The sequence below is a fragment of the Bacteroides faecium genome (assembly GCF_012113595.1).
Taxonomy (GTDB): Bacteria; Bacteroidota; Bacteroidia; order Bacteroidales; family Bacteroidaceae; genus Bacteroides; species Bacteroides faecium.
This window is the reverse complement of sequence record NZ_CP050831.1, coordinates 5,056,463-5,076,722: the sequence shown is the minus strand read 5'-3', so window position 1 is coordinate 5,076,722 and position 20,260 is coordinate 5,056,463. Positions and strand designations below refer to the sequence as shown.

Genomic DNA, 20,260 nt, shown 5'->3' with positions numbered 1-20,260 from the left:
ATGGGGAATATCCATTATCCGTCGTTAATTATCCGATAATAAAATGAGTTCACGCTTTCCTCTATATATAATAGGCGTAGTGTTGTTCGCCTCTTTTTTCTCGTGCACTGATATGGTGCCGACTAAAGAAGTGCGTCTGATTGATTCACTGAACGGGAAAGCGTATGCTTTTCGTTACCGGAATCTCGATTCTTCTTATAGATATGCTGAACAGGCTTATCGTAAGGTTAACTTATATAAGTCGGGGAAAGCCGAGGCATCCAACAATCTGGGATTCTGGGCTTACATGAACATGGATTTCGACCGTGCCGAAGCCTTGCACAAAGAGGTGTACAAACTGACCAAGAATGAGCTCGAACTACTGATTGCCGACATCGGACTGATGAAAATCTGTCAGCGGACGGCTATGAACAAGGAGTTTTATGATTACCGGAACAGTGCACTGAAACGCATGAAGCGTATCCGTGAAGAAAGCGACCTGTTTGCCGACCGTCACGAGAAGCTTCGGCTGGATTATGCTTTTACAGAATTTTTCATCGTTTCTTCTATTTATTATTATTATCTTCAGCAACGTCAGGAAGCGATTGCTTCGCTTAATCAGATACCGGAAGATGAAGCATTGGCAGATACGAACCAATTGCTTTATTATCATTATCTCAAAGGTTCAGCTTCTTTGGTGGAAGCCGGTAAACCGGAAGATAGGAAGCTCCGCGAGTTCGACCACCTTTATTATACTTGGCGGACGGCAGTTCAGAGCAATCATCTCTATTTTGAAGGAAATGGTCTGCAAGGGCTTGCCAACCTAATGATTGCTCCCAATGACTTCGATTTCTTTCAGGTGAGACGGGGACATGCGTTAGACCAGTTCGGCTTTTCGATAGATTCGCTTTTACCTTTGCGTCTGGCACAGCTTGCGCTTGAAAAGTTCCGTGAATACGATGATTTATATCAGATTGCCGGGGCGTATGTCTCTATCGGCAAATATCTGAATACACACGGGCGATATTCGGAAGCGTTGGATACGCTTACGAAGGCATTGGATTGTGTGAATCGCCATCATATGCTCTATTATCACCATGAGGCAGATACACTGGATAAGCTATATACGTTTGCCGAAGGAGATACAACCTATACGGGAGTGCCGTGGATTACGCAGGAGAATGTAAAGACTGTACCCGAATGGATTTCGAGAATCCGGGAACAATTGAGCGTATCGTATGCGGGATTAGGAATGAAATATGCTTCTGATTACAACCGGAATATTTATCTGGATATTCTAAACTTTACCCGTCAGGATAAGGAACTGGAGAGTCGTTATGTTTCATTGGAAGCCGGTTCGCGGCAGATGACACTTGTGCTTTCTTTGGTGATTGTCGGATTGGTGCTGGTAGTTATTCTTTGGTGGTTCTTCAACAAGCGTTCCAAGATAAGGAATCAGATTGATGTGGAACGTCTGCAACAGATTTTGGGGCTTTGCAGGGATATTACTTCTTCCATTCCAATGAATGTTCCGTTGATTCAGGAAGGAATAGACAATCTGTTCGGTAAGGGTAGGATGAGACTGGATATTCCCGAGGAGGGAAAAGTGGCGCTTGTTCCTGCGCATAGATTGAGTCGTGATGAAAAGGCTTTGGTGCATGTGCTTGAACCTTATATTATTTGGGCGGCGGACAATGAACAGATGGTGGAAGCATTGAGCGACGAACGGATGCAGTTGGAAAAACAACGGTATATCTATGAGCAGCATATTGCGGGAAACAAGCGTCAGAATCTGATAAAAAAGGCTTGTATGGCTATTGTGAATGGTATCAATCCTTATATAGACCGTATTCTGAATGAGGTGCACAAGCTTACGGAGAAGGGATATATTGATGATGAAAAGATAAAGAAGGAGAAGTATCAGTACATTGATGAACTGGTAACTACTATTAATGAGTATAACGATATTCTGGCTCTGTGGATCAAGATGAAGCAAGGAACGTTGAGCCTGAATATCGAAACGTTCAGTCTTGACGAGTTGTTTGAATTGTTGGGAAAAGGACGGCGTGCCTTTGAGATGAAAAAACAGACGTTGGAGATTGAGCCGACTACTGTTATGGTGAAGGCAGACCGGGCGCTGACTCTGTTTATGATTAATACGCTGGCGGAGAATGCCCGTAAATATACTCCGGAAGGAGGAATTGTCAAGGTCTATGCACATACTACGGATACGTATGTGGAGATTTCCGTGGAAGATGACGGACACGGCATTTCGGAGGAAGATGTGGCGCGTATTATTGGTGAGAAAGTATATGATTCGCGGGTGATAGGAATAAAGAATGCGGAGAATCCCGACGAATTGAAAGAAAATAAAGGCAGTGGTTTCGGACTGATGAACTGTAAGGGAATCATTGAGAAATATAAGAAAACGAATGAACTCTTCCGGGTATGTACCTTTGATGTGGAGAGTGAATTGGGAAAGGGAAGCCGTTTTTATTTCCGTTTGCCTTTGGGAGTGCGTAAGGTAATTGGCGTATTGCTTTGCCTGTTGCTTCCTATGGGAATGGTGTCTTGCCTGCATGACCCGATTCCACCTATGTCGCAGGTGGGAGATTCGATAGTGGTAGTTACTGATTCTGCTTATGAAGACTTGCTGGATGCAGCGTCGGACTATGCCAATGCGGCATATTTTGCCAATGTGGATGAAAATTACGAGCTTGCCTTGCAGTATGTGGACTCTGCCATGTCGTTGCTGAATGAGCATTATGAAAAGTATGCGCGTCCGGAAAGTCCGCATCGTTATATGAAACTTGTAGGCACAGGAATACCTGCTGAAGTCAGTTGGTGGAATGAATTATTTGATTCGGATTATCATGTGATTCTGGATATAAGAAATGAAGCGGCGGTCGCTTTCCTGGCTTTGAAGCAACTGGATGGGTACAGTTATAATAATTCGGCTTTTACGGATTTGTATAAGTTGCAGGGGGAAGACCAGACATTGGAAGCATATTGCAGGCAGTTGGAGCGCTCGAATACTAATAAGACGGTGGGGATTATCCTATGCTTTGTCTTGTTGGTTGTTTCTTTGGTTGGTTATTATTTTCTGTATATGCGGAAGCTGTTACAGAATCGGCTGAACCTCGAACAGGTGCTTGAAATAAATCAGAAAGTATTTGCGGCATCTATAGTCAGACTGCAGGAGCAAGAGGATGCGGAAGCGCTTCAACGTGAGGAGAGTACGCTCAAAGAAATTCCGCAGCGTATTGTGAATGAAGCATTCGGTTCGGTGAATGAATTATTGACGATTGACCGGATGGGAATCGCAGTGTATAATGAAACGACGCATCGGCTGGAATATGCTTCGCGTCCCGGGCAGGAAATGCCGGAAATGGTGCAACAGTGTTTTGACTCCGGCGAGTATCTTGCCGACCAACATCTTTTGGCTATCCCATTGAAAGTGGAAGCAGGAGGAGAGCATCAATGTGTCGGCGTATTGTATCTGGAGCGCCGGGAAGGTTCGGAACAGGAAACTGACCGTTTGCTCTTTGAACTGGTGGCGCGTTATGTGGCTATTGTGGTATTTAACGCGGTAGTGAAACTGGCTACGAAATACAGGGATATTGAGTCGGCGCATGAAGAAACGCGTCGGGCTTCCTGGGAAGACAGTATGCTGCATGTACAGAATATGGTGCTTGACAACTGTCTGTCTACGATTAAACATGAAACGATTTATTATCCGAATAAAATCAAGCAGATTGTAGGACGACTGAATACGCTGAGTCTTTCGGAAAAGGAAGAGCGCGAAGCAGTGGAGACTATGACTGAACTGATTGAATATTATAAGGGCATATTTACTATCTTGAGTTCGTGTGCTTCCCGTCAGTTGGAAGAGGTTACTTTCCGGCGGACGGTGATTCCGGTGCAGGAGCTTTTTGATGCTGCCGGAAAATATTTCAAGAAGATGATGAAGAACCGGACGGAGAGGATGGAACTGGAGATGGAACCGATAGAAGCGAAGGTGATAGGAGACGTGAACCAGTTGCGTTTTCTATTAGAAAATCTGATTGACGAAGCGTTGACGGTTCGTCAAGATGGCGTATTGCGTTTGCAGGTTCGCAAGGATGATGGATATATTCGTTTCCTCTTTACGGATACGAGACGTGAAAGGAGTGTAGAGGAACTGAATCAGTTGTTCTACCCGAATTTGGCACGCATGACTTCCGGTGAGAAAGGGGAGTTGCGGGGTACGGAATATTTGGTGTGCAAGCAGATTATCCGTGACCATGACGAATTTGCGGGACGCAGGGGATGCCGCATTAACGCCGAGCCTGCTGCGGGTGGAGGATTTACGGTTTATTTCACTGTTCCGCGCAGATAAAAAAGAGAACACATAAAAGTTATTAGATAAGGAAATGGAAGAACAGAAGTTTAAAGTTATTATTGTAGAGGATGTAAAACTGGAGTTGAAAGGTACGGAAGAGATATTCCGTCACGAAATACCGAATGCGGAAGTGATCGGTACTGCCATGACCGAGAGTGAATTTTGGCCGTTGATGGAGGCACAGCTTCCTGACTTGGTATTGCTGGATTTGGGACTGGGTGGTTCTACTACTATCGGGGTGGATATTTGCCGGAATATATTCAAACGCTATAAAGATGTCCACGTACTGATTTTCACCGGTGAAATATTGAATGAAAAGTTATGGGTGGATGTACTGAATGCCGGTGCCGACGGAATTATCCTCAAGACGGGAGAATTACTGACCAAAACAGATGTACAGGCTGTGATGGACGGTAAGAAACTGGTTTTCAACTATCCGATTTTGGAAAAGATTGTAGAGCGTTTCAAAAAGTCAGTTGCCAATGATGCGAAGCGTCAGGAAGCAGTAATCAGCTATGATATCGATGAATATGACGAGCGTTTTCTCCGCCATCTGGCATTGGGATACACGAAAGAGATGATTGCGAACCTGAAAGGTATGCCTTTTGGTGTGAAATCATTGGAAAAAAGGCAAAACGACCTTATCGGACGTCTCTTTCCAAATGGAGAAAGAGTAGGAGTGAATGCTACCCGATTGGCTGTTCGTGCTTTGGAATTGCGCATTATTGATTTGGATAATTTGGAAGCTGACGAGGAATAGACAAAGGGAAACTGACGAAGAACAAACCTGAAAAGCGATGAAGACAAAATGGCGCATGCCCCATCCTGCAACGATGTTCATGCTACTGACAATGGCAGTGGTCTTTCTTTCATGGATATGTGATATCTATGGATTGAAGGTGACATTGCCACAGACCGGTGAAGATATTCGTGTACAAAGCCTGCTGAGTCCGGAAGGAATTCGCTGGTGGTTGAGGAACGCTATCAAGAACTTTACAGGGTTTGCTCCGTTGGGCATGGTGATTATTGCCATGTTCGGATTGGGAGTTGCCCAACACTCCGGTTTTATTGATGCATGTATCCGTATGGGGGTGGGCAACCGCAAGGAGAAGAGGAAAATTATCTTGTGGGTGATTGTTCTAGGATTATTGTCGAATGCTATTGGTGACGGTGGATATATTATCTTATTGCCTATTGCCGCTATGCTGTTTCAGTGGGTGGGAATTCATCCGATTGCGGGGATTGTGACGGCTTATGTCTCCGTTGCCTGCGGGTATAGTGCCAATATTGTGTTGAGTACGATGGACCCGTTGCTGGCTCATACCACACAGGAGGCAGCGTTGGCTCAAACGGGCTATCAGGGAAATACGGAACCTCTTTGCAATTACTTCTTCATGAGTGCTTCTACGATAGTAATTACTGCCATTGTTTACTGGGTGACTCAAAAATGGCTTCTTCCCAGATTGGGTAAATATGAAGGAAGTGTGAAGGTGGAAGCCTATCGTCCCCTGTCCCGTAAAGAGAGACGTGCGATTATGATTTCTATTATGGTGGCGGCTGTCTATGTAGCTCTTGTTTTATGGCTTACTTTTTCCTCTTACGGAATTCTGCGGGGTGTGAATGGAGGTTTGATGCATTCACCTTTCATTGCCGGTATTTTGTTTCTTCTATCTTTGGGAGCGGGCATTACGGGGATGGCGTATGGCTTTAGTTCCGGTCGCTATCGCACAGACAATGATGTGATTGAAGGGTTGACGCAGCCCATGAAACTTCTAGGCGTCTATTTCGTAATTGCTTTCTTTGCCGCTCAGATGTTCGCCTGTTTCGAGTATTCTCATTTGGACAAATGTCTTGCCATAATGGGTGCCGAGTTGGTTTCTTCCTTTGAACCGGCTCCATTGGCAGCTTTGGTCTTATTTATCTTGTTCACGGCATTTATCAATCTGATTATGGTATCTGCCACTTCCAAATGGGCTTTCATGTCTTTCATCTTTATCCCGATGTTTGCGCAGATGGGAATATCGCCGGACGTAGCACAATGTGCTTTCCGTATTGGAGATAGCTCGACAAATGCCATTACTCCTTTCTTATTTTATATGCCTTTGGTGCTGACTTATATGCGGCAGTATGATAAGCAGATTACGTATGGTACATTACTTAAATATACCTGGAGATATTCATTGGCTATCTTGTTTGCCTGGACATTACTGTTTATCGTTTGGTATTTGCTGAAAATACCGGTGGGTTTATAATACAAAGATAGATTGCAAAGTTCCGGTTTCATCAGCCGGAATTTTTTATTTCTGAATTATTCGCTATATTTGTAATCGTTCCTTTAAGAAAAACAACGAATGAATCTACCGGAAGTCTCTGAAAAGCTAATAGAGCAATTAAATCATGGTAATATTAAGGCTTTTGATAAAATCTATCATACGTACTATCTGTACTTGTGTGCAATAGCTGTTTATTATGTACATGACAAACGGGTGGCCGGAGAAATTGTGAATGATGTTTTTGTTTCTTTTTGGCAGAATCGTCATCATATTACTCATCCGCCGCTTCCATATTTGAGGCGTGCCATCCAGAATGCAAGTGTCAGCTATCTCCGTTCTTCTTATTTTAATGAGAAACTGATGACGGAGCAGATGGAAGAGATATGGGCTTTTCTCGAAAATCATATTCTTTCTTCTGATAATCCTCTGCAGGCTTTGGAACATAGCGAAATGAATACAATGATTATGAAGAAAGTTGAAGAACTTCCTGCCAAATGCCGTGCTATATTTAAGGCAAGCCTATATGAAGGAAAATCGTATAGTGAGATTGCAGAGGAACAGAATATCAATGTCGCGACTGTAAGAGTACAGATGAAAATAGCATTGACTAAGTTGCGCGAATCACTTGGTATACCGTATATGATAGCAATTTTGATGTTTCTCTAAAAAAAATCGCATTTCTTTTAAACGTATTTTTTTCTTTTGCGTATATAGTTATATACACCCATAGAAATAATACGCTTTATGAATAAGTTTTATGATATAGAAGAGTTGGAATTACGGATTAGTAATTACTTGTCCGGTAGTTGCACGGAGAAAGAAAAAGAAACTCTACTTGCCTTTTTGGCGTCCAATGAGGATGCTGCCAACACCTTTCGGGAAATGTCTGCCGTATGGGCTGTCTCTTCTGTTCCCGCATTCGCAAAGAATGAGGATACTAATTTATTGCATATAAAAGAAGAAATTGCGGCTTCTGAAGTGAAAACTATCCGGACACGAAAGTTGGTACCTGTTTGGCTGAAGGTGGCTGCCGCTATTATTTTGTTGTTAGGATGTAATTATTTCTGGTACACTTATACCGAAAATCTTACGGAAGTATATACCAAAGCGGATTCTCCTTATGAAATCAAGGTACCTGCCGGTTCGCGGACGAATATTGTGCTTCCCGATGGAACGGAGGTTTCGCTGAATGCAGGTTCTGTTTTGCGTTATTACCGGGGCTTCGGTATTCGTGAACGTGATGTCACTTTAGATGGTGAAGGATACTTTAAGGTAGCGAAAAATGAGAAAATTCCTTTCTTTGTGAATACGAATGGTGTACAAGTGCGGGTAGTGGGAACTGTATTCAATGTCCGTGCTTATGATGACGATGACTATGTGATGGTATCACTGTTGGAAGGTCGTGTCAATTTATCCGCTTTGTCCGGCTCTGCGATGAAGTTATTCCCTAGCGAACAGGCTTTGTATAATAAGAATACGGGACGTATGGAAAAGATGAAATCGAATGCAAGTACCGCCTGCGACTGGCTGGATGGTGGCTTGACCTTTGAGAATGTCTCGTTTGCGGATATTGCACATCGACTGGAACGTAAATTCCAGGTGAAGATTAGAATTGAAAGTGAACGTCTGAGTGAGGAACATTTCTCAGGATGCTTCAACAGTAATCAGAGTATCGATGATATATTGGAAGAAATCAACGTTGAAAAGCAATATACATGGAAAGTGAGTGGTGACACAATCTTTATAACGGATAAAAAAAGGAGGTAAAATAAAAGAAAATATAGGATATGATTGGGAACATGACCGGTAGATATACGGGCGGTTCGTCGATATATAGAAAGATATTAGTTAACCTTTAATAGTGAAAAATATGAGATTAATAGTAAAGAAGATATTATTAATGCTTCTGCTTTTGTCTATCGGAAACGTTTTGGCTGGCTATCAACTGTCAGCGCAGGAACAAAGCAAGAGATTCAACGTAAAAGTGGATAACGTTACTTTAAAAGAAGCCATCGAGGTCATAAAGAAGTCCGGAAACTATTCTTTCCTGATTCGCAATAATGACATTGATCTGAATAGAAAGGTTTCTGTAGATATAAGTAACGGTACGATTAATGATGTAATGGGACAGTTGCTGACAGGTATGAACGTCAGTTATGAAGTGAACGGAAGCAGAATAATCATGTTCCATGCAGTAACTCCTCAGAATGAACAGGAAAAATCATTTCTTTTGAAAGGTCGGATTACCGATCCTACGGGGGAGGGAGTGATTGGCGCGAATGTGAAAGTGCTGAATTCTACAGAAGGTACAATTACGGATATGGACGGTAATTTCTCATTGATGGTTACCTTGAATGCCCGGCTATCTGTTTCTTATATCGGATATGCTACTCAGGAAGTGACGGTGAAAGATCAGCGTCCTATGAGTGTAACCCTGAAAGAAGATACCCGTTTGATAGACGAAGTAGTGGTTGTCGGTTACGGTGTGCAAAAGAAGGCGAACCTGACAGGCGCGGTTAGTAGTGTGAAGATGGATGATGTATTGGGTGACCGTCCGGTAGTTTCCGTTAGTGATGCTTTGAAAGGAGCGATGCCCGGTTTACAGATTACCGGTAATTCAGGAAGACCCGGTGAAGAAATGAGTTTCAATATCCGTGGTGTCAACAGCCTGGATAAGAATGGAAAACCGCTGGTACTGGTGGATAACGTGGAGATGGATATTAATATGCTCGACCCGAACGACATCGAATCGGTAACGGTTCTGAAAGATGCAGCCTCTTCTGCTATTTATGGGGCTCGTGCAGCGTTTGGTGTGATTTTGATTACTACCAAGAAAGGCTCGGACGCCACTAAGCTTTCTATCAATTATTCAAATAACTTCTCATTTAGCAGACCTGCCAATATGCCGCACAAGGCTACTCCACTTCAAACGGTGCAAGCTTATAAAGATATGGGAACAATCAATTATCAAAGCGGGCAGAACGTGGATACCTGGCTGGACTTATTGAAGGAATATAATGCCAATCCGTCTGCTTATCCGGATGGTTATGCGATGGTAGACGGACTTCGGTATAGCTTGGCGGAAACAGACCTTTTCGATGATATGATGGAGACAGGCTTCCAGCAAACTCACAATATCTCGGTAGGTGGTGGTACGAAAGATATTTCTTATCGTTTCTCTTTCGGTATGGTAAATGAGAATGGTGTATTGAACTCGGATAAGGATACGTATAAACGATATAATGTTTCTTCTTATCTTCGTTCGGATGTGTTCTCGTGGATTACTCCTGAGCTGGATATAAAATACACGAACTCCAACTCTTCATTACCTGAAACTTCCGGAGGATATGGAATATGGGGAGCAGCGGTAGCATTTCCTTCTTATTTTCCTACCGGAACAATGAATATTGACGGTGAAGATTTGCCGATTAATACTCCCCGTAATTTGATTAATCTGGCATATCCGACAACTATTCAAAAGAATAATCTTCGTATTTTCGGAAAAGTGACGATTACTCCTATGAAGAACGTGAAATTGATAGGTGAATATACATTCAATCATCTAAGCAATGAGAAAACAAAGTTTGATAAAAAATTCTACTATGCCCATGGAGGTAATTTTGTAAAAGAGGTTTCTACGGCAAATTCCAAGTACGAATATTCCAATGGTATTACCGATTATAATGCATTGAACTTCTATGCTAATTATAGCAATTCGTGGGGCAAGCATGATGTCACTGTAATGGGAGGTTTCAATCAGGAAAGTAGTGATTACCGGTATGCTGAAATGTTACGCATGAATATGATTAATGAGGATCTGCCTTCTATTTCACAGGCGACAGGGGATTATTTTGCTAAGGATAAATTCGAGCGTTATACAGTAAGGGGCTTGTTCTATCGTATCAACTATTCGTTTGCCGGCAAATATTTGCTTGAAACGAACGGACGCTATGACGGTTCTTCCAAATTCCCAAAGAATAGCCGTTTTGGTTTCTTCCCTTCGGTTTCTGCCGGATGGCGTATCAGTGAAGAAGCATTTATGCAACCGCTGAACACTGTTTTGTCTAACCTGAAGTTGCGTGGCTCCTGGGGTAATATTGGTAATCAGAGTATCACTCCTTATGCATATATTCCCGGTATGGATGCCGAACAAGCTTATTGGACTGTCTCCGGTATCAAAGTGACGACGCTGAAACCCGCTTCTTTGGTGAGCAATAGCTTTACGTGGGAAAAGGTGACGACCATTGATATTGGTTTTGACCTGGGATTATTGGATAACAGGCTGAATATGGTGTTTGATTGGTATCGCAGAGATACAAAGGGCATGCTTGCTCCGGGGGCTGAACTTCCGGGTGTATTAGGTGCAAGTGCTCCTTTGCAGAATACGGCTGACCTTCGTTCCAAAGGTTGGGAAATTTCAGTAGATTGGAACGACCGGATAGGAAAAGTGAAATACAATCTGGGATTCAATCTTTATGATGCAAAGACTAAAATCACCAAATACAACAATGAAACAGGTTTGTTCGGTAAAGATAAAAATGATAAGGATACCTATCGTGTAGGAATGGAATTAGGTGAAATCTGGGGATATGTTACCGACCGTTTGTACACTGTGGATGATTTCGATGAGAATGGAAAACTGAAGCCTGGCATTGCTAAAGTAGAAGAATATAATCCGAATCCGGGGGACATATTGTATAAGGATTTAGATGGAAATGGCATCATCAACAGTGGTACGAGTACGACAAAAGACCCGGGCGACCGTAAGATTATAGGTAATAACACACGTCGTTATCAATATGGTATTCATGGTAGTGCAAGTTGGAACGGATTCTCACTGTCTTTCCTGTTGCAAGGAGTAGGAAAACGGGACTTATGGGTTATGAATGACTTGTTCTATCCGCATTATGACGCCTGGACTACTGTTTATGATTCACAATTGAATTATTGGACTCCGGAGCATACGGATAGCTATTTCCCACGTATCTATGAGAAAGCTGCCGGAAATACTGCCGCTAATACACGTGTTCAAACCCGCTATTTACAAGATGGATCATATTTGAGTATTCGCAATATAACGCTTTCTTATAATTTCCCGTCCAAGTGGATGAATAAGATTGGGGTTAATAATCTGGCAGTATTCTTTAGCGGTGAGAATCTTTATACATTCGATCATCTTCCGAAGGGACTCGATCCGGAACGTTCTGTTACGGATGATTTGGGGCAGCGCGGTTTTACCTATCCGTATATGAGACAGTATTCGTTTGGTATAAACGTTTCATTCTGATTGTATTACAACTTAAAGAATAATTGTTATGAGTAAATATATACTATGTGTAAGCGTTAGTCTTTGTTTGTTGGTGTCGTCTTGCTTGAATGACGAATTCCTGGAAGTTTATCCGAAGGGACAGCAAACAGAAGGTTCAGTCTTCACTACCAATGATAATTTTAAAACGTATGCATGGGGACTGTATAATGTATTTTTCGGATATACGTATGATACGGGGCAGACGGATGAAATATTCCGTGGCGATTTCGAATCGGATAATATGATAAAAGGATTGGCAGGATATGAAGGGCAGTGGGCGTATCGTAAAGCAAAAGCTACGGATGAATCCAAAGATTGGGATTATGATTATATTCGTCGTGTCAACCTGATGCTTGATAATATTGATAATTCGGAAATGAATGAAACCGAGAAGGAGCATTGGAGAAGTGTAGGATGTTTTTTCCGTTCTTATAAGTATTTTCAGATGCTTTCCAAGTTTGGTGGTATTCCCTGGGTGGAACATGCTCTGACGGAAGAGAGTCCGGAACTTTATGGAAAGCGGGATACCCGTGATTTGGTGGCTTCCAATATCCTTTCCAATCTGAAATATGCGGAAGAACATATCGGTAGTGATATTTTGGTTGATGGGAAAAATACAATCAATGTATATGTGGTGAAGGCTCTCATCTCCCGTTTTGCCTTGTTTGAAGGCACTTGGAGAAAGTATCATGGTTTGCCGGATGCGGATACGTATTTAAAGGAATGTGCCCGTGCTGCCGGAGATGTGATAGAAGAGTATCCCGACGTACATCCCCGATATGACGAATTGTTTAATTCGGAGACATTGGACGGAGTGGCAGGAATTCTTTTGTATAAAGCTTATGAAACCGGGCAATTGATGCATGGCCTGACTCGTATGGTACGTACCGGTGAGTCTAATATTGAAGCAACAAAGGATGCGGTAGATAGTTATTTATGCAAGGACGGTCGACCTGTCAGTACGACAACAAGTAATTATGGCGGTGATAAGAATATCTACGGGCAGTTTCGTGACCGTGATTATCGTTTGTATCTCACGATATGTCCTCCCTATATGGTAAAGAAGGACAAAGGTCCGAGTACACCTGAATGGCAATATACGGATAATGCGGAAGATAGGGAATTTATGGATCTTATGGCTACGATTTCCGGTGAGACTTATCATCGTTTGCCGTCTTCCAACTTTAAAGGATTTACAGTTCAGGGACAGCCACACTTTAAAAATATGAATTGGGGACAGGGATGGAATGCTTCTCAAATGGGATTTTGGGTTTGGAAATATTATAATACACATACGGTGGCAACCAATGCTAACGGTGTAAATACAACAGATGCCCCGTTGTTCCGTGTAGGTGAAGTGATGGTGAACTATGCCGAAGCTATGTGCGAACTGGGCAAACTTGACCAGCCTGCCGCTGACAGGTCAATCAATAAACTGCGCTCAAGAGCCGGTGTTGATAAAATGATTGTGGATGATATTAATGACGATTTTGATACGGCTCGTGATCCTTCCGTTCCTGCTCTTTTATGGGAAGTACGCAGAGAGAGACGCGTGGAGTTGATGGGCGAAGGTTTTCGTTTGGATGATTTGCGTAGATGGAAGAAAGGGGAGTATGTCAATAAACAAGCATTGGGCGCATATGTGACAGAAGCTTCTGCTAAGAAGCTGAAAGTGACGGGCGGAATAGGTGCTGATGACGGTTATGTTTATTTCTACGATGCTCCGCTTGGATGGCAGGAACATTATTATCTGTATCCGTTGCCCTTGAAGCAATTGGCTCTGAATACGAATTTGGAACAGAATCCGGTATGGACTAAGTGATATTAAGTTAATAATATATACAAGACCTGTGATATTTTAGTATATTGCAGGTCTTTAAAATTTAAAGTGTAAAATGAAGAATAGATTCCCGATAAAATACACGCTTCTTTGTGGAACGGCTTGTTGTTTCTCCTCTATGATGCGGGCACAGCAGGATGTATCTCAGATGAATGTCCTTTTTATAATGGCGGATGATATGCGCCCCGAACTGGGGTGTTATGGAGTAAAGGAGGTAAAGACACCAAATATGGATCGTTTGGCTGCAAGCGGTGTCTTGTTTCAAAATGCTTATTGCAATATTCCTGTGAGCGGAGCATCCCGTGCCAGTTTATTGACAGGTGTATATCCCCAATATCCGAACCGCTTTATCAGTTTCTCGGCTTATGCCAGCAAAGATTGTCCCGATGCGATACCTATTTCAGGATGGTTTACCCGAAATGGTTATCATACCGTTTCGGATGGAAAAGTATTTCATCATATGAGTGACCATGCAGATTCATGGAGCGAGCCGCCTTATCGAAATCATCCGGACGGATATGACGTGTATTGGGCGGAATATAACAAATGGGAACTTTGGATGAATTCGGAATCTGGAAAGACTATTAATCCGAAAACGATGCGCGGACCTTTTTGTGAGTCGGCAGAGGTGCCTGACACTGCCTATGATGATGGCAAACTGGCGAATCGGGCTATTCGTGACTTGAAACGTATGAAGGATACGGGCAAGCCTTTTTTTCTGGCTTGCGGTTTTTGGAAACCTCATTTACCATTCAATGCTCCGAAGAAATATTGGGATTTATATAAGCGTGAAGAAATTCCTTTGGCTGCCAATCGTTTCAGACCCGAAGAATTACCCGAACAGGTTCGTAATTCGACTGAAATATATGCTTATGCGCGGGTTACAGATACGAGCGATATTGATTTCCAGCGAGAAGTGAAGCATGGATATTATGCTTGTTTGAGCTATGTGGACGCACAAATCGGAAAAGTGTTGGATGCGCTGGACGAACTGGGATTATCTGATAATACAATCGTTGTTTTGTTAGGGGATCATGGTTGGAATTTAGGGGAACATAATTTTGTAGGAAAACATAATCTGATGAATACTTCCACTCATGTTCCGCTGATTATCCGTGTGCCGGGAATGAAAAAGGGAAAGACAAAATCTATGGTGGAGTTTGTTGATTTATACCCGACTTTATGCGAGCTCTGCAAACTTCCTGTGCCTGGTAAGCAACTGAGCGGGCAAAGTTTTGCCGGAGTTTTCAGAAACCTGAAAGCTAAGACTAAAGATGAAGTTTATATTCAATGGGAGGGTGGAGATAATGCTGTTGACCAGCGATATAGTTATGCCGAATGGATGAAAGGGGATGTGAAGAAAGCTGGCATGCTGTTTGACCACCGGATTGATAAAGCAGAAAATAAGAACCGAATAAATGAGAAGAAGTATAAGGATAAAGTTGAATCGTTATCTTCTTTTATCAAAGTAAAGAAAACATCAATAAAGAAATAGTATGAGAACACGTTTTTTATTCTTCGTCCGCTTGTTGCCGGTTGTTTTATTTGTGCTTGGTAGTATGGCTGCGTTTGCGCAACGGCAGGATATCTCGTTAAATGATAATTGGAAATTCAGGTTTTCGCATCAGGTACAAAAGGGGACAGAAATTAGAGTTGATTTGCCTCATACCTGGAATGCGCAGGATGCTTTATCAGGGAAAATAGACTATAAACGGGGTATTGGTAATTATGAAAAGGAACTGTTTGTCCGTCCCGAATGGAAAGGCAAACGTCTTTTTATTCGCTTCGAGGGAGTGAATAATATCGCTGATGTATTTATCAATCGCCGTCATATAGGTGAGCATCGTGGAGGATATGGGGCTTTCATCTTTGAAATCACAGGGAAGGTTGAATATGGAAAAGAGAACTCCATATTAGTACGGGTGAATAATGGAGAGCAGTTGGACATCATGCCTTTGGTGGGTGACTTTAATTTTTATGGTGGAATCTATCGGGATGTACATTTGTTGATTACTGACGAAACGTGTATTTCTCCTTTGGATTATGCTTCTTCCGGAGTGCGTCTGATACAGGATAGCGTGAGTTATGAATATGCGAAAGTGCGTGCACTTGTTGAATTGTCAAACGGGAATACTGCCAATCAGGAAGTAGAACTTAATATCCGTCTTTTGGATGGTAAAAAAGTGGTGAAAGAAGAAATGAAGAAAGTGAATCTTTCCGGTACTTCAACTATGCAGCAGGAACTTGTTTTTGAAATGAATCAACCCCATTTGTGGAATGGCCGCCAGGATCCGTTTCTTTATCAGGCGGAAATCTCTCTTTCCCGAAACGGCAAACTAGTGGATTGTATAACACAGCCTTTAGGGCTTCGTTTTTATCGGATAGACCCAGATAAGGGTTTCTTCCTGAATGGAAAACATTTATCTCTTCGTGGAGTTTGTCGCCATCAGGATAGGAGTGAGGTGGGAAATGCTTTGCGAACTCAGCATCATGATGAGGATGCTGCATTGATGTTGGAAATGGGAGTGAATTCCGTGCGTTTGGCACACTATCCTCAGGCTACCTATTTTTATGACCTGATGGATAAAAATGGTATTATTGTATGGGCTGAGATTCCTTTTGTCGGTCCTGGTGGATACAATGACAAGGGCTTTGTGGATCTGCCTGCTTTCCGTGCCAATGGAAAAGAACAACTTAAAGAACTGATTCGTCAACATTATAACCATCCTTCTATCTGTGTATGGGGACTCTTTAATGAGTTGACTGAGATAGGGGATAACCCGGTAGAATATATTAAGGAATTGAACGTACTGGCTCATCAGGAAGATGCGACACGACCTACTACCTCTGCAAGTAATCAAATGGGAGATTTAAACTTCATAACAGATGTTATCGCATGGAATCGTTATGACGGGTGGTATGGTGGCACTCCTGCAGATTTGGGCAAATGGCTGGACGGTATGCATAAAAAGCATCCGAAGATCTGTATTGCTATCAGCGAATATGGCGCCGGTGCCAGCATCTATCATCAGCAGGATTCATTAACTAAAACTATTCCTACCAGTTGGTGGCATCCGGAAAATTGGCAAACATATTATCATATTGAGAACTGGAAGACGATTTCTTCCCGTCCATATGTATGGGGGAGCTTTGTCTGGAATATGTTTGATTTTGGGGCTGCACATCGTACGGAAGGCGACCGCCCCGGCATTAACGACAAGGGTTTGGTTACTTTTGACCGAAAAGTCCGCAAAGATGCTTTCTATTTTTACAAAGCCAACTGGAATAAGGAAGAACCAATGCTTTATTTAGCAGGCAAACGTAATATAATACGTTCTCAACGTTTGCAAACTATTATCGCCTTTACCAATCAGCCTGAAGCCGAATTGTTTGTAAATGGTAAGAGTTGTGGCAAAGCAGCCGCAGACCAGTACGCTGTTTTAGAATGGAAGAATGTGGAATTGCAATCAGGAGAAAATGAAATCAAAGTGGTTTCTACCAATAAGAAACAGCCTTTGAGTGATAGCTTCCGTTGCAGGTTATAATAAATTGTAAGTACAAAAAAGAGGTTGATTATTTTAAATAATCAACCTCTTTAAGTGATTCCGAAGCGATTCGAACGCTTGACCCACGCCTTAGAAGGGCGTTGCTCTATCCAGCTGAGCTACGGAACCATCCTTATTTGCGGATGCAAAGGTAGTGCTTTTTATGAAATCTCAAAAACTTTTTGTCACTTTTTTATTCATATTTTTCTTTATGACTATGAATCAGTAATTTATGCAGGGATAATATTTCGTCTATCTACGCATTGTAGCATGGATGAATAGTGAATCATTGTTTTTACGAAGAATAACGAACGTTATATTGCTTTCAAAAAGCTCAAAAAACTTAAATAGGGTTGTGTTTTTGTATTATAAGGTTTACTTTTGGGCGATAAACAACTAAAAAACACATAAAGTTATGAAGAAATTTATTTTTTTATTTGCATTTTGTATTACAGTAGCTAACCTTTTTGCTCAAACTGACCCTAACCAAATTAAGAAAGAAGGAAATGATGCATTCAATGCCAAAAATTATCCTGTGGCATACGCCAAATTCAGTGAATATTTAAAGCAGACTAATAATCAAGATTCAGCAACAGCATATTATTGTGGTATGGCTGCTGATGAAATAAAGAAGTATGCTGAAGCGGTTACATATTTCGATATAGCCATCGAAAAGAAGTTCAATACAGGAAATGCATATGCCCGTAAGGCGTCAGCTTTAGATGCATTGAAGAAGACTGATGAATACGTAGCTACATTGGAAGAAGGATTGAAAGTTGATCCGAACAATAAGGTAATGATAAAGAATTATGGCCTTCATTTTTTGAAAGCAGGACTTGCTGCTCAGAAAGCCGGTAAGGCTGAAGAAGCAGAAGAAAACTTCAAGAAAGTAATCCCTTTGAATCATAAGTCTTATAAGACGAATGCTCTCTATAGCCTGGGAGTTCTTTGTTACAATGACGGAGCCAATATTCTGAAGAAAGCCGCTCCTTTGGCAAACTCGGATGCTGATAAATATGCTGCGGAGAAAGAAAAAGCTGATGCTAGATTTAAAGAAGCGGTAGATTATCTGGAAGAAGCTGCCAAAATATCACCGGAAAACGAAAACGTGAAGAAAATGCTTCCTCAAGTGAAAGCTGCCATGAAGTAATAAGGTTCTTATAAAGAATATGAAGGGTTGCCAATAGACACATTTGGCAACCCTTTTTTTATTGTGTTTTTTCTAATCCATACTTTTTTTGTGTACTTTTGCCGTTCCTAAAACAGAAGGATTTTTATGCATTTAAATACCAAGGAACAGGCTGTCAAGCAGATGAATGAGTTGGGAGTATCCCGTCGCCCTTTTATCTTTATTATAAATTACCTACAAAATGCTTCTTACGTAGAAGATGTTTCGTCCGTAGATTCTACAGAATTGCTCTATAATCTGAATGAATTTACCAATCAACCGATATCAGACAAAAGCTATGAGGATTCTTTTCCCAATAATAAGGAAAAACATATTCGTTGGAAATCATTGCCCGAATCTTTTGATACTTATAGACATTCATTTCATATCGTTCAAAGAAATATTTTCGCAGGAAACAGCTTTCTCACGAACTTGACTTGCCGCACTCCGATAGAAACCAACCTCACTCTGAAAGATATTTATTCCCGTTCGAAAGCTACCTATAAGTTATGGTTAAAAGATTCGTTTACGGTATTTTCTCCTGAAATATTTGTCAGAATCCATCAAGGAAGAATTTACTCCTTCCCGATGAAAGGAACTATCGACGCTTCAATTCCTGATGCCGCCCAAATCCTGATGAATGATCCGAAAGAAGCCGCAGAACATGCCACTATTGTAGACCTGATACGGAATGATCTAAGCATGGTTGCCAATCAAGTATCAGTATCCCGCTACCGATATATTGATACCTTACGGACTAACCAAGGCTCTATCCTTCAGACAAGTTCGGAAATTCAGGGAGTTCTGCCGAATGATTATCAAGCGCACTTAGGTGATATTATTTTTAAGTTATTGCCCGCAGGGTCCATAACAGGTGCTCCAAAGAAAAAAACGATGCAGATCATTCAAGAAGCAGAAAGATATGACAGAGGATTTTATACAGGCATCATGGGATATTTTGACGGTGAAAATTTGGATAGTGCTGTTATGATACGTTTTGTAGAACAAGAAGGTGAGAGGATGTTTTTTAAAAGTGGCGGTGGAATCACCTGTCAAAGTGATGTGGAAAGTGAGTATAATGAAATGAAACAAAAAGTATATGTGCCCATTTATTGAAACTATCCGGATAGAAGATGGAAATATTTACAATCTCGACTATCATACAGAGCGGTTTAATCGAACTCGTGCTGCCTTTTGGAAAGACAGTACTCCACTCATCCTGCAGGAATTTATATCTCCGCAATCATTACAGGGAATTCATAAATGCCGGATTGTATATGGCAGAGAAATAGAAGAAATTACATATGCACCATATCAGATGCGGGAAGTTTCTTCTTTACGCCTGGTTGTAGCCGATACTATTGATTATACTTATAAAAGTACGAACCGGGAAGATTTGAATATTTTGTATGCCCAAAGAGAAAGAGCAGATGATGTCTTAATTGTGAGGAACGGTTATCTGACAGATACTTCCATAGCCAATGTGGCACTCTATGACGGAAAAATGTGGTATACACCCTCTCATCCGTTGCTCCGGGGAACAAAACGTGCCGAGCTTTTGGACAGGCAACTGATCGTGGAAAGAGACATTTCGCAGACACATTTAGGCGAGTACTCTAAAGTTATGTTATTCAATGCAATGATTGATTGGGGACGTATCATGTTACCCATTGATGATAAACATTTTATTCTATAAACTATAATTAACTGAAATATACAGAGAACTGCTGAACAAAAGCCACTTTTGTACTGTTATATTTATGTGT

Annotated in this window: 12 protein-coding genes and 1 tRNA gene; 12 read left to right on the top strand and 1 reads right to left on the bottom strand. The window is 41.7% G+C overall.

Annotation, left to right across the window (positions count from 1 at the left end; genetic code table 11):
* Window positions 1–43 precede the first annotated feature (43 nt).
* The 9 genes from BacF7301_RS18840 to lacZ4 all read left to right on the top strand — a co-directional run bounded on the left by BacF7301_RS18840 (window position 44) and on the right by lacZ4 (window position 17,326).
* Window positions 44–4,357, top strand: a complete 4,314-nt coding sequence (locus tag BacF7301_RS18840) for a sensor histidine kinase (RefSeq protein ID WP_167965222.1) — start codon at window positions 44–46, stop codon at window positions 4,355–4,357.
* Between the two features lie 34 nt (window positions 4,358–4,391).
* A complete protein-coding gene (locus BacF7301_RS18835) occupies window positions 4,392–5,120 on the top strand; it encodes a DUF5932 domain-containing protein (RefSeq protein ID WP_167965221.1) in 729 nt (242 codons plus the stop codon).
* 37 nt (window positions 5,121–5,157) lie between these two features.
* A complete protein-coding gene (locus BacF7301_RS18830) occupies window positions 5,158–6,612 on the top strand; it encodes an AbgT family transporter (protein ID WP_167965219.1) in 1,455 nt (484 codons plus the stop codon).
* A gap of 99 nt (window positions 6,613–6,711) precedes the next feature.
* Entirely contained in the window at window positions 6,712–7,299 is a 588-nt protein-coding gene (locus BacF7301_RS18825; protein ID WP_167965217.1) for an RNA polymerase sigma-70 factor, read from the top strand.
* A 78-nt stretch (window positions 7,300–7,377) separates the two neighbouring features.
* On the top strand, window positions 7,378–8,400 hold the full coding sequence (locus tag BacF7301_RS18820) for a FecR family protein (protein ID WP_167965216.1): 1,023 nt from the start codon (window positions 7,378–7,380) through the stop codon (window positions 8,398–8,400).
* Window positions 8,401–8,533: 133 nt separating this feature from the next.
* Window positions 8,534–11,920 (top strand): TonB-dependent receptor, encoded by a 3,387-nt coding sequence (locus tag BacF7301_RS18815; protein ID WP_167967248.1) that lies wholly within the window; start codon window positions 8,534–8,536, stop codon window positions 11,918–11,920.
* Between the two features lie 28 nt (window positions 11,921–11,948).
* Window positions 11,949–13,763, top strand: coding sequence for a RagB/SusD family nutrient uptake outer membrane protein (locus tag BacF7301_RS18810; RefSeq protein ID WP_167965214.1), 1,815 nt, complete (start codon window positions 11,949–11,951; stop codon window positions 13,761–13,763).
* Between the two features lie 73 nt (window positions 13,764–13,836).
* The gene (locus BacF7301_RS18805) at window positions 13,837–15,276 is read left to right on the top strand and encodes a sulfatase (RefSeq protein WP_167965213.1); all 1,440 of its coding nucleotides are present in this window, start codon (window positions 13,837–13,839) and stop codon (window positions 15,274–15,276) included.
* Between the two features lie 64 nt (window positions 15,277–15,340).
* A complete protein-coding gene (gene lacZ4 / locus BacF7301_RS18800) occupies window positions 15,341–17,326 on the top strand; it encodes a beta-glucuronidase LacZ4 (RefSeq protein ID WP_369805659.1) in 1,986 nt (661 codons plus the stop codon).
* Window positions 17,327–17,381: 55 nt separating this feature from the next.
* Here the strand turns inward: lacZ4 and BacF7301_RS18795 are convergent.
* Window positions 17,382–17,455, bottom strand: a tRNA-Arg gene (locus tag BacF7301_RS18795).
* Window positions 17,456–17,741: 286 nt separating this feature from the next.
* On the opposite strand from BacF7301_RS18795, the gene BacF7301_RS18790 reads away from it, so the two are divergent.
* The 3 genes from BacF7301_RS18790 (at window position 17,742) to BacF7301_RS18780 (ending at window position 20,190) form a co-directional block, all read left to right on the top strand.
* Window positions 17,742–18,476: a tetratricopeptide repeat protein gene (locus tag BacF7301_RS18790; RefSeq protein WP_167965209.1), complete on the top strand. Its 735-nt coding sequence runs from the start codon at window positions 17,742–17,744 to the stop codon at window positions 18,474–18,476.
* Window positions 18,477–18,602: 126 nt separating this feature from the next.
* Window positions 18,603–19,610 (top strand): aminodeoxychorismate synthase component I, encoded by a 1,008-nt coding sequence (locus BacF7301_RS18785; protein WP_167965208.1) that lies wholly within the window; start codon window positions 18,603–18,605, stop codon window positions 19,608–19,610.
* The gene (locus BacF7301_RS18780; protein WP_167965206.1) at window positions 19,594–20,190 is read left to right on the top strand and encodes an aminotransferase class IV family protein; all 597 of its coding nucleotides are present in this window, start codon (window positions 19,594–19,596) and stop codon (window positions 20,188–20,190) included. The genes BacF7301_RS18785 and BacF7301_RS18780 overlap by 17 nt, the downstream gene beginning before the upstream one ends.
* The last annotated feature ends 70 nt before the right edge of the window (window positions 20,191–20,260 follow it).

Bases quoted from the DNA above. Each gene is read 5' to 3' on its own strand.
- BacF7301_RS18825 (WP_167965217.1), top strand. From the start codon at position 6,712: ATGAATCTACCGGAAGTCTCTGAAAAGCTAATAGAGCAATTAAATCAT.
- BacF7301_RS18785 (WP_167965208.1), top strand. From the start codon at position 18,603: ATGCATTTAAATACCAAGGAACAGGCTGTCAAGCAGATGAATGAGTTG.
- BacF7301_RS18820 (WP_167965216.1), top strand. From the start codon at position 7,378: ATGAATAAGTTTTATGATATAGAAGAGTTGGAATTACGGATTAGTAAT.
- BacF7301_RS18815 (WP_167967248.1), top strand. From the start codon at position 8,534: ATGCTTCTGCTTTTGTCTATCGGAAACGTTTTGGCTGGCTATCAACTG.
- BacF7301_RS18790 (WP_167965209.1), top strand. From the start codon at position 17,742: ATGAAGAAATTTATTTTTTTATTTGCATTTTGTATTACAGTAGCTAAC.
- lacZ4 (WP_369805659.1), top strand. From the start codon at position 15,341: ATGGCTGCGTTTGCGCAACGGCAGGATATCTCGTTAAATGATAATTGG.
- BacF7301_RS18780 (WP_167965206.1), top strand. From the start codon at position 19,594: ATGTGCCCATTTATTGAAACTATCCGGATAGAAGATGGAAATATTTAC.
- BacF7301_RS18805 (WP_167965213.1), top strand. From the start codon at position 13,837: ATGAAGAATAGATTCCCGATAAAATACACGCTTCTTTGTGGAACGGCT.
- BacF7301_RS18810 (WP_167965214.1), top strand. From the start codon at position 11,949: ATGAGTAAATATATACTATGTGTAAGCGTTAGTCTTTGTTTGTTGGTG.
- BacF7301_RS18840 (WP_167965222.1), top strand. From the start codon at position 44: ATGAGTTCACGCTTTCCTCTATATATAATAGGCGTAGTGTTGTTCGCC.
- BacF7301_RS18830 (WP_167965219.1), top strand. From the start codon at position 5,158: ATGAAGACAAAATGGCGCATGCCCCATCCTGCAACGATGTTCATGCTA.
- BacF7301_RS18835 (WP_167965221.1), top strand. From the start codon at position 4,392: ATGGAAGAACAGAAGTTTAAAGTTATTATTGTAGAGGATGTAAAACTG.